The sequence below is a fragment of the Priestia megaterium genome (genome assembly GCF_023824195.1).
Lineage (GTDB): Bacteria > Bacillota > Bacilli > Bacillales > Bacillaceae_H > Priestia > Priestia megaterium_D.
Window position 1 is genome coordinate 67265 of record NZ_CP085444.1, and the last position, 12994, is coordinate 80258.

Genomic DNA, 12994 nt, shown 5'->3' on the forward strand with positions numbered 1-12994 from the left:
AACTATTATTAAACGCTTTCATTTTTCTCCAGCGAAATCGTATCTTTAATTTATAATAGGAACTATATAATCATACAGAAAACGACAAAAAATTATAAATTTTCTAAATTATTTTTTGTGAATGATTCGATAAGAAAGAAGTGCGTATTCTCCATTATTTAGATATAGAAACATTTAATGTTATCATATATGGATTTAAATACTTTTTTACATATAAATAATTTAATGGATATTATTGGATGATTTTATGTAGGTTTTTGTTTAATTCTGTAGTTTGTATCATAAAATGAGGCTTAATAAATCTTTGTTATTAGTTTAAATTCATATATTACTTTTATTAAAAGAAAAAGATAATAAGGTAATATAATACATTTTTGTGATGAAAATTACTCCAGTAAAAAATTCTCTTATGGAGATAATTTGTCACCAAAATACAATTAATTAATAACCATTATTAAATTGAAAGATAATTTAAATTAGGAGTGAGAAAATGAAAAAAATAGGGCTGATTAAGGGTTTAGGCAAATTTGGACGTGTCACATTCCCTAGTGAACTACGACGAACCTTAGGGATAAAAGGCAGTGAGAGTTATGTGGAGATGTCTATAGAAAATGAATCAATAATTATCGAAAAATGTGGTGAAAGTAAACCCTGTGCTATCACTGGTAAGGTAAGTGATAAAAATAAAGTGTATATAGGTAATATCGTGCTAAGCTCAGAAGGAGAAAAGATTTTATTACAACAATTAATTGATATAGAAAAACAGATTGAATGACCATTCTTTCATTTTCACCTTCTAGGAGCTACATTCCTTTCAAAATATATTGGATCGGCTCTTACGTTGCAATGCCACTTGCTGCTGTATTATCTTCACACATTAATATGCTAAGGCTCCATATGGAGACTTATATATCACTCTATACAATTTCACAGTTTACTTTTAAGGTACCATAATGTCACTTATCCGTATTCAATAAAAAAAGCTACCTCGGAGTAGAACACCATAACAATATGCTAGGTAACAGATTTATTACGTTAAAAGAAGCAAGAGAAATTATTCTTTAAACCAATTAAAAACTTTGATAGGAATAAAGAACCGCTGTTAGAAGGCTGTTCTTTATTCCTATAACTGTGATTAAGATGATTACGCCAACTAAAAATGCATAGAGTATACAAGCTGAATAAAGGCATCATGTCTGTTAAAATGTAATTATAAAGTATTCATCTTTATATTACATACTGACTTATCAGAAGGAGAGTAGAACCTATGAGTGAAACCTGTGTTCCAACTGGTGTAGAGCTAAAAAACACTGGTTTTGGATATACGCTGTCTTTAATAGGCGGTAAATATAAAATGATCATTATGTATTGGCTAGCTGAAAATAAGGTTATGCGACATAATGAGTTGAAACGATGTATCGGTACCATTTCCTATAAAACATTAAGCGTTATGTTAAAAGATCTTGAGAGAGAGGGTCTTATTATACGTAAGGAATTTCCACAAATACCTCCAAAAGTTGAGTATTCATTATCTAAACGTGGTCTTTCTCTTATGCCCTTATTAGATATGATGTGTGAGTGGGGAGAGAAAAACAGTTTGTAAGATTTGTAGGTTGCACAACAATAGATAAAACTACTTCTTATAGGTTTTCAATAAAATTGAAATAATCTTGAGCACTTTTTTTTACTTCACTTGCAGAAGGTTTATATTCTGCTCCATAAAAAGCAAAGAATGAACGATAATCTGCGTTGCAATATAGAACTGTGGTTTTAAACGGAACCAATACTTCTTCAAGTGTATATTGATACCTTCCATTATCACTATAGTCTTCTTTTTTAATCCCTGCAGACACAGCAAAAGCAACTTTACGATTCTTTAAATTATCTCCTGTTGAACCATAGGCCCATCCATAAGTTAAAACATCATCTATCCATTTTTTTAAAAGAGGTGGACAATTAAACCAGTATACAGGGAGCTGAAAAACTAGATTCCCATGAGATTTAACCAATTTTTGTTCTTTTTCCACGTCTATGTTGCCACTAGGGTAAACTTTATATAATTCGTGAATGGTATATTTTTCTGAATGTTTTTTGAGTTCTTCTACCCAGCTCTTATTAATAACTGATGTTTCTAAGCGTGGGTGTGTTACGATAACAAGAGTTTTCAAAATTATTCCTCCTTAATATTAATTACATTTCGATTATAAAACCCCTACTACAGATGTGTAAGTACGCACTTTTAGTACAGGTACTTACCTTTAGGTAAGTGTTTTTTACTGAGTAATCATTACAATAACACCCCTAGAGTTACTAACTCTAGGGGTGTTATGCCATAGTCCTAGTAATGCACTGTATGAGAAGCAGAAATAAAACTGAATTGTATATAAACTAAAAATAAAGTGTCTTAATAGGAGGATTATGATGAAGAATCATAATATGGCAATTGTACTAGTTCATAAAATATACGGAGTTAACGAACATATGAAATATATGAAGGAGATATTATCAAAATTAGGGATAGATATAGTATGTCCCAATTTATTACATAAAAAAATTTCTTATTTGTATAGAGAAGAAGAATTTGCTTATGCAAAATTTCACTCAAAGTGTTGGATTTGAAAAGGGAGTTCAACAAATTAATCAAGTCATAGTCGAACTAAAACAACAATATAGGAGATTCGGAGTCATTGGATTTAGTGTTGAAGCAACAATAGCATGGTTATGTGGTGAAAATAAGATATGTGACTTTGTAATAGGTTGTTACGGATCACGCATACGGAATTATGTAGATGTTGAGCCTACATGTCCTACATTACTTGTATTTGCAAATAAAGAAAAAGCATTCGATATTCATAAACTAGTAGACGTGTTAAAGAAAAAAAGATATTCGTTTTTGCAAGTGAAAAGTTTTGAAGGATCTCATGGATTTATGGATCCATTTTCAGATAATTACAAGAAACTGTCAGCTCATCTGGCTTTGCAACATATAAATGAATTTGTACAGAAGCAATTAAGTGAAAGCTTCCTATAAAATTATATTATGGTGCGACAAGATGTCGCTTATCGGAAACAGTATAAAAAAGAGCCAAGACCTAAGGGGATGGCTCTTTTTGAGTAATTATATTTATTCATAGCTCAATGATGAAATACACGTATGCCTGAATGCGCCATGACCATTCCATATTCATTTGCCGCCTGTGTAACCTGTTCATCTCGTAAAGAATTGCCTGTTTGAACCACATATTTAACGCCACTCTGAGCCGCACGATCTATATTATCACGAAACGGTAAAAAAGCATCAGATGCATAAGAAACGTCTTTTAATCTTTTTAGCCATTCTTGTTTTTCACTCTTACTTAGCCTAGCAGGGACCTCTTCAAAACATCTTTTCCATTGTTCATTTTCTACCTCAGTAATATCATCATTCAACCATCCATCAATTGCATTATTCACTTCTACACGAGAAATGCCTTCTCTGAACTTCATGTTAAGGGCTCTTGGATGTTGTCTTAACCACCATTTATCAGCTTTTTCAGCTGCCAACCTCGTACAATGAATACGGGACTGCTGTCCAGCACCAATTCCAATTGTTTGACCATCTAATGCGAAACAAATGGAGTTTGATTGTGTATATTTTAATGTAATAAGAGCAACAAGAAGGTCTCTCTTTGCATTATCAGGCATAACAGATTGAGTCGTAACAATATGATTAAAAACTTCTTTCCCAATCTGTACCTCATTTCTTTCTTGTTCTAAAGTAATTCCAAATACCGTTCTTTTTTCAATTGGATCAGGCACATAGTTTGGATCAATCTCTAAGATTAAATATTTTCCTTTCTTTTTCTGCTTTAAAATCTCTAGTGCTTCTTGAGTGTAGCTTGGTGCAACAATCATATCAGAAACCTCTGTTTTGAGGAGATTAGCTGCAGTTATATCCACTTCATCACTAAAAGCAGCACAATCTCCAAACGAAGACATCCTATCTGTTCCACGCGCTCTTACATAAGCAATAGCTAAAGGAGAAAGGTCTGCCTCTTCAATAAAATAAGATTCAGCAAGTGTTTCATTTAGTGGAGAATATACAGCAGCACCTGCTGGACTTACATGTTTAAAAGACGCTGCTGCAGGTTGACTAGTGGCTTGTCGAAGCTCTCGAACCAATTGAAAAGCATTTAATGCATCTAGAAAGTTAATATAACTAGCTTCTCCGTTTAAGATTTTAATAGGTGTGTTTTCTGCATTGTAAACTTTAGCTTTACCTTGATTTGGATTCATTCCGTACCGTAAACCAATCTCTTTCATTTAAAAAATCCCCTTTCTAAATAAAAAAGTATTTGAACTCATGTTCAAATACATTGCCCAGGCGTACGGCCGTTATCTATGTGCTTCCTCATGGTCCTCCATGTTTACGCCAGTAACACATAGTCTGTTTTATAAGAAAATTTTACATAATAATATTAATTTTAACAATACATTTAGCCGAATTTTTCTTTTTAGTTGTATATGATATACAGATCTCCCTCTATAAATTGAGTAATATCAAGGGTTTATAGGGGGGAAATAAAATATAAAAAATTTTTTTATGTCCATTTCTAACCTTATATTTTCATTTTTATAAGAAACTGGTACTAAGGGGAATAGCTTCGCTATTCTTTTTCCATTATTTTAAAAAAAGATGGAGACATACATATAGTCGCACAATGGATCTCTATGTGCCTCATAGCGATGAAACCTCCCATGTCTCTCAGCGTCTTAGCGCCTACATTCCTTCGTTCAATCTGTCTATGAGATAGAGTTTGGTAATGCTAGTTTGCAAGGTCGAATGCCTGGAAAAATGCTTTATCCCAAATACTCCGTGCTTCATTTCTAATGGACAAAGGTTAAGCTCCTAGAGCTAAAGAAAGATGGGGAATATCTCGTATCATTCGCTCTTCATCAAATGGACATTGTTTCTGACCTACAGTATGTAGAACACGAACTAACTTCCCACAAAGTACAATCAGTGATTGTTTCTTACGTAAAGGGTTTTCTTGTCTCGTTGTATAGTACTGATGCAGAGCCTTAAAGGCTCGATTATGTCGAACAAGGGGCATAACAGTCCGAAAGAGCAAAGCCCTCAATTTAGCCCTTCCTCGTTTGGTAATTCGTGTTTGTCCTTTATGCTTTCCTGAGCTGGATTCTCGCAAATTTAATCCCGCGTATTTTAAGATTTGGCGTGGATTTTCAAAGTTTTTAATATCACCTAACTCAGAATAAAGTTCAATAACAGTTACCATCCCAACACCAGGTACAGTCAGCATTTCAGCAATACCCGGCAGGGTCAGCACAAGGTCTTCCAATTGTTTTTCTAATGCATGTAGTTCTTCTTTAAGCATCTTATATCGTTTGATATTTGTGGCTATTTCTCGTTGTGCCATCTGTAGTCCAACCGTTAATCCTACTGAACGTCCAGCAGCCTCTTGAAGTCGCTGTATTCGTTTATGGTTTGGGCGTTGTACGCCTCCGTACGTGGACCATATTTCTGCCACCCTTTCGGGTGTTGTTTGATTAAGTTGAACTGGAAGAGGAATATGTTCTAGCGTGGCCAACGCCATCTTTCCACTCCAGTCTTTAAAAACGGTTAAAAACTCTGGAAAATACTTATCTAGCCAATTATGAATCCGTCCTTGTAGAGCCTGTAAATCACCTACAATTTGGTTTCTAATTGTAATTCCTGCCTTTACTTCTGCATCTTGATCCATTGGTAAGCGAGGATAAGAAAATCGACCATCTTTTATCAGTTGAGCGATAACTCTAGCATCCTTGATATCATTTTTCGTTGGAGAGTTATCGTCAAGTTCTTTACTTCGCTTAACGTGCAGAGGATTAACGACTCCGAAGGAGACAAGTCTCTCCTTTAGTGTATAGGCTAGATTTAACCAGTAATGACCGGTAGGTTCCATACCAACTAGAACATCGGCTTTCTCATGTTTGTGTTGCATCTCTTCCAACCAGGCAAAGAACGCATCAAATCCTTCTTTTGTATTCGTGAAGGTTAGAGCTTTTCCAAGGATCTTTCCACGATCATCTTGTGCCCGAGCAACATGCTTAAATTTAGCAATATCTACCCCGACAATCAGTGTATGGGGTGTAACTTGATTTAACTTTTCGTTTTGAGTACAATTCATAAGAGTCCTCCTTGAATGATGAATTGAAGTCATGGCCATGACCTTCTGCATCATATCAAGGGGGATTTTTTATCTCGACGCTTTTTACTTATTTTAAATATTTAATTATCATTCAAACTACTTAAAAATCTTATAATCATTTTCCTTTTGACACTTTCTTGAAGTTGAAATATAATGAATGACAGTCAGTCATTTTTTTAGGGAGTGAGTAAAATGAAATGGTTATTGGTCGTCATTGCTGGGATTTTAGAAGTTTTGTGGGCTTCAGGTCTTAAGTATGCCACTACACTTTTAGAATGGATTATTACCTTTGTTTTAATTTTAGTAAGCTGTATTCTACTAATTTATTCATATAAAAAGATTCCAGTTGCTGCAGCCTATACTGTATTTGTAGGCATCGGAACGGCAGGGACTTATCTTATGGGGGTCTACCTAGGCGAGCCTTTCTCTATTACACAAATCATCTTTTTATTAATTTTACTAACTGGAATTGTTGGAATGAAAACATTTACTAAGGAAAACGGGAGCAGGAGTGAATAATAATGGCTTGGGCATTATTAATATTAGCTGGTATTGAAGAAGTTATTGCTACAATTGCGATGAAGTATATGGATGGTCTCAAAAAGAAGGGGCCATTGTGCGTTATGATCATTGGTTTCGCTTTTTCTTTTTATTGTTTATCTAATGCTATGCGCGTACTTCCTGCTGGGGTCGCTTATGGAGTATGGACAGGTGTTGGGAGTGTAGGGATTACTTTAACAGGCATCTTATGGTTTAAAGAAAAATTAGGGATTTACCAACTTATATCTCTTTGTTTTATCCTAATAGGAGTTATTGGTCTAAAAATGGCTAGTTAATCATTAAGGTAGATTTCATAATGAAATTCAATATTTCATCTCATTTGAAGATTGCTTATAAAATAAAAAACTAAATTAGAACTGAATAAATTTCTAATTGGGTTTTTATTTTACATAATGCATTTTATCAGAAGTTGTTTGACGTGAGCCAAATTCATGTCTCCCCCGTCCTCAGGTGAGAGAGACATGAATGTATAACCCCATCTATTTTTCACTATTTAGAATTACAGATTATTTCATATAAATTACTACAAGCATCCATAAAGCTAAAACACCAAGGATAGCAAGTACTATACGCGTAGATAGTATCCGTACTTCAAAGTCAGTTTTCTTGGATGGTTCAGGATATGCAATTACGTAAATTCCCTTTAGTAGTGCGAGCCATCCAATGAGTGCAATGAATCCCTGCCAGTTGAGTGTCCACACATTATGCAGGATAACAGTTCCTAATCCTAGAAAAATAGATAGCAAGCCATATATAATCCCAAATCCTCTGTCTTCAACCACTAATTTTTTCAGCTCACGTAGTACCGATGGACGTATGAAAAGTATTCCCGATATGATAACCGTAGTCCCCCCCCCAAATAGCCCCAAAAAGGTACTTGCTTGCATTATCATCTCACTCCTTTCAATTGTATTTATATTTCAGGTATTCCTCCTTTAGAATTGTTCGTACAACTTATATTATGTCTACAAGGGTTCTCTAAGGAACATTTTTTGAATAGAAGCTATTATTTTTACCTAAGGCAATTTTTATAGCATAAAGAAACATTTATTGGATAGAATGATAACAAATATGATTATAATGAGAGTGTATAAGTATGAGTTATTTTTATAGTGCCACCTTTTTATTTTCTGGTTTGTTTCTAATAAACATGTTATTTTCGTATCAAAACAAGCATATTGATCCAGCCTTTTGGGCGACTTTAAAGTATCAAATTTTTGCCTTTCCATTATTTTTAACAGCCAATATGCTAATCGGATACGGCATCAAATTTGGATTTAAAGCAATTCAGAATTTAACATTTGTTTTAGTTACGTCTAAAGGAATAGAGATAGTGATTTCAGTATTGATGGGCTATCTATTTTTCAAAGAGGTTCCTACTTGGAAAACACTATTGGGATTTTTTATTATGATTGTAGGGATTATTATTTCGAAAATAAAATAGAACCTTCAAAGTTTTAGAAGGTTCTATTTTTAATTTTAAAGTAATAAACAACTTTCTGTTTGGAGAACGTTACAATAAAGTCCTAGTTACCATAATGTGATTTATCGGCATTCAAGGTATCAGTAAGCTTGCTTTATTATTCATAAAAAAATATGTATGTGTGCGTTAACTACAACTTCTAGTGAGAGCCTAAAAAACTATGACATCTTTGTTAACAACAAGGTCTTTCTTCTCCTAATCTCGAAATAATTCATTTGTAGAAATAAATGGAAAAGGGGAAATCTTATGCAAAAAGTAAAATCTTCTCTTATAGGTCGCCTACGTGATTATACAAAGGAGATGATGAAAGATCTAAGTGTGCCAGGGGCAGCAGTGGCAATCATAAAAGATGGAGAAATTATTCTTTCTGAAGGGTTTGGATACCGTGACATTGAAAATGAAAAATCAGTTACACCAAGTACACTGTTTGCAATTGGTTCATCCACAAAAGCTTTTGGGACGCTTTCTCTAAGTTTACTTGCCCAGCAACAAAAGTTTAATTGGGATAAATCTGTTCAAACTTATATTCCTACTTTTTCACTCCATAATCCTCTAGTAAGCTCACAAATTACAGCTCGTGATATGGCCTCTCATCGTTCTGGTGTTAGTCGTCATGAACTGCTATGGTATGGATCTTCATTAACAAGAAAAAACATTGCGGAAAAAATCCAACATTTGGAGCTAGATGCACCATTTCGTACAACCTTTTTATATAATAATTTAATGTATGCAACCATTAGCTATATGGTAGAAGAAATTACAAATCAAACATGGGAACAGTATGTAACCGAACATATTCTGCAACCTCTTCGTATGGAAGGTACAAATTTCTCGGTTACTACTTCGCAAGAAGATGATGATCACGCACTTCCATACATTGAAAAAAACGATGATATAGTCAAAGTTCCATTTCGTAACATCGATACAGTTGGCGCTGCAGGATGCATAAACTCAAATATAGAAGATATGTCTAAATGGATTCTATTCCATTTAAATCAAGGAAAAGTGGGCGAACATGAACTTATTACACCGGATATGTTACAGCAGATGTATCAACCGCATATCCCAATTCCAGATGAACCACTTTTATCCACATTAGAAACAACACTAAATTGCTATGGACTTGGCTGGTTTATTAGTGCATATCGGGGTTATAAAGTAATCCATCATGGTGGGAATATTGATGGATTTTCAGCACTCGTATCTTTTATACCAGAGGAAAATATCGGACTTGTTATATTAACAAACACTGGAACAACGTTATTACCATCTTACCTTGCGAATCAAATTTATGATGAGCTTCTGGGGTTAGATGCAATTGACTGGCATAAAAGAGCTATAGAAGATACAGCTAAATTTAAAGAAATGATGAAAGAATTAGATAAGCCTCTTCCACAAGTAAAAGAGACAACCCTTACACATGCAGTAGAAGAATATACAGGGATATTTGAGCATCCTGCATATGGGAAAATGGAAGTGTATAAACAAAACGATACGTTATATTTAAAGTGGGAATCAGTTAATATAGAGATGAAACATCATCATTACAATGTGTACACGACAAAGTGGAATCTTTCTCATACGGAAATGAATGTGTTAATTGCCTATGAGATGGACGTAGAGGGGAAATTATCACAGTTTAAATTGCATTTACCACCAATGTTGAGTACAAAGCCAATTGTATTTAGTAAACTCACAGATAGGATTTTATAAAATTAAACATAAAAATTACTACTTAAAATAATGAAAAAAGTATTAGACGAGACGCACCTTCTCGCTTAATACTTTTTACTTTTTTATTCATATATCTCACTAAATGGTGATGTTCAACATACCTTTTCAGAACTTTTTTCTTGGAAGATTGGTAACATATTCCGTTTACATAAAGCGTATTATAAGAAGTAAGATAATAAAAAAAGCAACTGTTTGGAACGAAAGAAACATATTCCACTATGTAATCTTTCAACAGTTACTCAACATTAATTTTCAGAATAACTCAACTATAATGAAAGTGCTTACACAAATCAAGCTTTATTTTTATATAATAATTAATATTAATTTGAGCAACCTACTCAAAATGGATGAATCATCACCTTAAAAATAGTTATATGTATGTATATCAGAAAAAACAACTGAACGGACCCAGTTGTTTTTTCTGTTTTTCAAGCTAAATACGTTATACATACTTAGTTAACCTAAAATACATTACCGGTAGGAATAAATATAAAGGGCACGTGAGAAAAATGTACATCATTACAAGAATAATATTTTTAAGTCTCTTCTTCTTAAACAGTGTTAAAGACCCTAATTACATCAAAAAATTAAAAAAAATAGTTATCTCTTTTCTTTAAAGCACTTGCAATTTTTTTAACTCCTTCTTCAACTCGGTGATTTTCAACATTTGAAACATTTAACTTTAAAATCCGTTCTTTGTGAAAGTTGGCTAGATAATTACTTTCAACTGAATCCAGATATACATGCTGTTCATATAAATAATGAATAAATGACTTCATATTTACTTGTTTAGGTAGCAAAATATGACCATGCATAACTATTTCTGACGATGATTCGTAATTAGCCAGATGATTTTGCAGCGATTGATGAAGAATTTGTGCACGTTTATGGTAAATACTACTTACTTTTAATTTATTATGTTCAAACATACCACTTTTTATATAAAGATATAGTGCAGCTTGTGAAATCATAGAGCTATCTATATCTATGGTCATTCTAAATTTTTGAAAGGTGCTAAGAATAGGGGGAGGAAGAACGGCTAGACCAATTCTTAAACCTGGAAACATGATTTTTGAAAAGCTCTTTAAGTAGATAACCTGTTCTTTAATATCCTCTGCAAAAAGAGGATCATTCTTTGTGTTATATTCAAAATCTGCTAAATAGTCATCTTCTATAATATACACATTGTATTTATAAGCTAACTGTAAAATAGCTTCTTTGTCTTTTTTGCTATATGACGTTCCTAAAGGATTATGGAAGCGTGGCATTGTATAAAAAAATTTAATCTCTTCTTCATTGAATATTTTTTCTAGTTGCTTTAGATCAATACCTTGCGCTGTACGTTGAATTCCTATTGCACGAATTCCATATGTTTTCAACATATCCATATACAAATGGTAACTAGGTTGTTCAACTAAAATAGTAGATCCGTTATTTGGAAATGGCATCATGCTCAGTATAGCTAGTGCCTGTTGAACCCCTGAAGTGATGAAAATCTGTTCAGGTTTCGTAAATACTTGATAAGATTCTAAGAGCTTCTTAGCTTCTATAATTAATAAAGATAAACCTTTTGGTGTTCCATAACGAAACAATTCTTCTTGATATGTATCAATCGCTTTATTAATACACTGTTGAAAGTCTTTATAAGGAAATGCATGCCATGTTGGAGATGATGTTGCAAAATCAACGCCTTCAGTAGATGTGGGTTCCTCGAAAACCTGATGTTCCACAACGTAATAACCACTCTTTGGAATGGAATAAATAATATGTTGCTCTTCCAATCGTTTTAAGGCAGATATTATTGTACTTTTACTACAAATATATTGGTGCGATAAGCCTCTAATTGAGGGTAATTTTGCCCCTGCTGGAAAGTCCCCAGACTGTATATTTTGAAGTAGAGATTGATAAATTATTTCATATTTAAGCATAGTATTCCTCCAAATACACATCTGTACCGATACAGATGTGTATTTTTCATATCGTAGATATTGTTAGTTTCTCTTACTATAGTGATAATCGGCCGGATAAATCTAAAGGAGGTCATTCACATGATTGAAAAGAAAAAAGCATATATAGCTGCACTTACTTATGCCATTATTATCGGATTGTCATTTATGTTTGTCAAAGTTGCATTAACTATTGCTACACCTTTTGATACATTGGCACATCGATTTACTATTGCTTTTATAGGGGTTACAATCTTAAAAGTAATAAGGAAAAAAGCCTTAAAAGTAACCATAAAAGATATAGGGATTATTGCCTTGTTAGCTATTTTATATCCCACCCTCTTTTTTACTTTTCAGGTGTTTGGACTAGTGAATGTATCATCATCCGAAGCTGGAATCATTCAAGCAATAATTCCAATTCTCACCTTAATCTTTGCAAGCATATTTTTAAAAGAAACATCTACATCTGGTCAAAAAGTAGCTATTATTTTTTCGGTAGTAGGTGTGATATACATTATGTATATGAACGATATTGGAAATAAAAATACTAGTCTACTAGGGGGTGGTTTGATTTTACTTTCCGCACTTGTATCATCTCTATACAATGTATTTGCTAGGAATTTAACTCAACGATATTCCTTATTCGCTATCACATATATAATGACTTTATTTGGATTTATTACATTTAATGGATTAGCATTAACAAACCATCTAATGAACAACACTATCCACCAATTTATGCAGCCTTTTGTTCATCTAGATTTTGTGATTGCAATTGTCTATCTAGGTTTATTATCCTCCTTAATTACGTCCTATCTTTCTAATTACGCCTTGTCAAAAATAGAAGCATCTAAAATGAGTGTTTTCAGTAACTTTGCTACACTCATTACAATCTTGGCAGGAGTAATTTTTTTAAAAGAACAATTTCATCTTTATCATCTAGTTGGAGCCATTATTATTATTACAGGAGTTATTTGTACAAATTACTTTGGCACAAAAGGTAAACACAGTGAAAAAGCTTAATTTATTTTTTGAATGTACAAAATGAAAACTTAAGAATATATACAAGTCTAGTTAGCATA

The 12994-nt window shown here is 33.2% G+C and carries 14 protein-coding genes and 1 riboswitch; of the genes, 9 read left to right on the forward strand and 5 right to left on the reverse strand.

From position 1 onward, the window contains the following. The first annotated feature begins 490 nt into the window (after window positions 1–490). Window positions 491–775, forward strand: coding sequence for an AbrB/MazE/SpoVT family DNA-binding domain-containing protein (locus LIS78_RS28140; protein ID WP_209152320.1), 285 nt, complete (start codon window positions 491–493; stop codon window positions 773–775). Window positions 776–1267: 492 nt separating this feature from the next. After that, window positions 1268–1603: a winged helix-turn-helix transcriptional regulator gene (locus LIS78_RS28145; RefSeq protein ID WP_252285447.1), complete on the forward strand. Its 336-nt coding sequence runs from the start codon at window positions 1268–1270 to the stop codon at window positions 1601–1603. Window positions 1604–1640: 37 nt separating this feature from the next. Here LIS78_RS28145 and LIS78_RS28150 read toward each other — a convergent pair whose 3' ends face one another. Further along, window positions 1641–2168: an NAD(P)H-dependent oxidoreductase gene (locus LIS78_RS28150; RefSeq protein WP_252285448.1), complete on the reverse strand. Its 528-nt coding sequence runs from the start codon at window positions 2166–2168 to the stop codon at window positions 1641–1643. A gap of 322 nt (window positions 2169–2490) precedes the next feature. Here LIS78_RS28150 and LIS78_RS28155 point away from each other — a divergent pair, with 322 nt between their 5' ends. After that, window positions 2491–2619 (forward strand): hypothetical protein, encoded by a 129-nt coding sequence (locus LIS78_RS28155; RefSeq protein WP_252285497.1) that lies wholly within the window; start codon window positions 2491–2493, stop codon window positions 2617–2619. After that, entirely contained in the window at window positions 2588–3031 is a 444-nt protein-coding gene (locus tag LIS78_RS28160; protein WP_252285449.1) for a dienelactone hydrolase family protein, read from the forward strand. The genes LIS78_RS28155 and LIS78_RS28160 overlap by 32 nt, the downstream gene beginning before the upstream one ends. A gap of 104 nt (window positions 3032–3135) precedes the next feature. Here the strand turns inward: LIS78_RS28160 and LIS78_RS28165 are convergent, their stop codons facing one another. Next, on the reverse strand, window positions 3136–4302 hold the full coding sequence (locus tag LIS78_RS28165; protein WP_209152317.1) for a phosphoribosylaminoimidazolecarboxamide formyltransferase: 1167 nt from the start codon (window positions 4300–4302) through the stop codon (window positions 3136–3138). A gap of 48 nt (window positions 4303–4350) precedes the next feature. Then, window positions 4351–4429: riboswitch (ZMP/ZTP riboswitch) on the reverse strand. Between the two features lie 451 nt (window positions 4430–4880). Continuing rightward, window positions 4881–6167, reverse strand: coding sequence for an IS110 family RNA-guided transposase (locus LIS78_RS28170; protein ID WP_252285450.1), 1287 nt, complete (start codon window positions 6165–6167; stop codon window positions 4881–4883). Window positions 6168–6380: 213 nt separating this feature from the next. Between LIS78_RS28170 and LIS78_RS28175 the strand changes: the two genes are divergently transcribed. Both LIS78_RS28175 and LIS78_RS28180 read left to right on the forward strand, forming a co-directional pair. Next, entirely contained in the window at window positions 6381–6707 is a 327-nt protein-coding gene (locus LIS78_RS28175) for a DMT family transporter (RefSeq protein ID WP_252285451.1), read from the forward strand. 2 nt (window positions 6708–6709) lie between these two features. Further along, the gene (locus LIS78_RS28180; RefSeq protein WP_209152316.1) at window positions 6710–7024 is read left to right on the forward strand and encodes a DMT family transporter; all 315 of its coding nucleotides are present in this window, start codon (window positions 6710–6712) and stop codon (window positions 7022–7024) included. 231 nt (window positions 7025–7255) lie between these two features. On the opposite strand, the gene LIS78_RS28185 is transcribed toward LIS78_RS28180, so the two are convergent. Continuing rightward, window positions 7256–7636, reverse strand: a complete 381-nt coding sequence (locus LIS78_RS28185) for a hypothetical protein (protein WP_252285452.1) — start codon at window positions 7634–7636, stop codon at window positions 7256–7258. A 209-nt stretch (window positions 7637–7845) separates the two neighbouring features. Here LIS78_RS28185 and LIS78_RS28190 point away from each other — a divergent pair, with 209 nt between their 5' ends. After that, window positions 7846–8193, forward strand: coding sequence for a hypothetical protein (locus LIS78_RS28190; protein ID WP_098449606.1), 348 nt, complete (start codon window positions 7846–7848; stop codon window positions 8191–8193). A 285-nt stretch (window positions 8194–8478) separates the two neighbouring features. Continuing rightward, window positions 8479–9945, forward strand: coding sequence for a serine hydrolase (locus LIS78_RS28195; protein WP_252285453.1), 1467 nt, complete (start codon window positions 8479–8481; stop codon window positions 9943–9945). 608 nt (window positions 9946–10553) lie between these two features. On the opposite strand, the gene LIS78_RS28200 is transcribed toward LIS78_RS28195, so the two are convergent. Next, a complete protein-coding gene (locus LIS78_RS28200) occupies window positions 10554–11894 on the reverse strand; it encodes an aminotransferase-like domain-containing protein (RefSeq protein ID WP_252285454.1) in 1341 nt (446 codons plus the stop codon). A gap of 120 nt (window positions 11895–12014) precedes the next feature. Here LIS78_RS28200 and LIS78_RS28205 point away from each other — a divergent pair, with 120 nt between their 5' ends. Next, window positions 12015–12935, forward strand: coding sequence for a DMT family transporter (locus tag LIS78_RS28205; RefSeq protein ID WP_209152313.1), 921 nt, complete (start codon window positions 12015–12017; stop codon window positions 12933–12935). Window positions 12936–12994 lie beyond the last annotated feature (59 nt).

Bases quoted from the DNA above. Each gene is read 5' to 3' on its own strand.
- LIS78_RS28140 (WP_209152320.1), top strand. From the start codon at position 491: ATGAAAAAAATAGGGCTGATTAAGGGTTTAGGCAAATTTGGACGTGTC.
- LIS78_RS28145 (WP_252285447.1), top strand. From the start codon at position 1,268: ATGAGTGAAACCTGTGTTCCAACTGGTGTAGAGCTAAAAAACACTGGT.
- LIS78_RS28155 (WP_252285497.1), top strand. From the start codon at position 2,491: ATGAAGGAGATATTATCAAAATTAGGGATAGATATAGTATGTCCCAAT.
- LIS78_RS28160 (WP_252285449.1), top strand. From the start codon at position 2,588: ATGCAAAATTTCACTCAAAGTGTTGGATTTGAAAAGGGAGTTCAACAA.
- LIS78_RS28165 (WP_209152317.1), bottom strand. From the start codon at position 4,302: ATGAAAGAGATTGGTTTACGGTACGGAATGAATCCAAATCAAGGTAAA.
- LIS78_RS28170 (WP_252285450.1), bottom strand. From the start codon at position 6,167: ATGAATTGTACTCAAAACGAAAAGTTAAATCAAGTTACACCCCATACA.
- LIS78_RS28175 (WP_252285451.1), top strand. From the start codon at position 6,381: ATGAAATGGTTATTGGTCGTCATTGCTGGGATTTTAGAAGTTTTGTGG.
- LIS78_RS28180 (WP_209152316.1), top strand. From the start codon at position 6,710: ATGGCTTGGGCATTATTAATATTAGCTGGTATTGAAGAAGTTATTGCT.
- LIS78_RS28185 (WP_252285452.1), bottom strand. From the start codon at position 7,636: ATGCAAGCAAGTACCTTTTTGGGGCTATTTGGGGGGGGGACTACGGTT.
- LIS78_RS28190 (WP_098449606.1), top strand. From the start codon at position 7,846: ATGAGTTATTTTTATAGTGCCACCTTTTTATTTTCTGGTTTGTTTCTA.
- LIS78_RS28195 (WP_252285453.1), top strand. From the start codon at position 8,479: ATGCAAAAAGTAAAATCTTCTCTTATAGGTCGCCTACGTGATTATACA.
- LIS78_RS28200 (WP_252285454.1), bottom strand. From the start codon at position 11,894: ATGCTTAAATATGAAATAATTTATCAATCTCTACTTCAAAATATACAG.
- LIS78_RS28205 (WP_209152313.1), top strand. From the start codon at position 12,015: ATGATTGAAAAGAAAAAAGCATATATAGCTGCACTTACTTATGCCATT.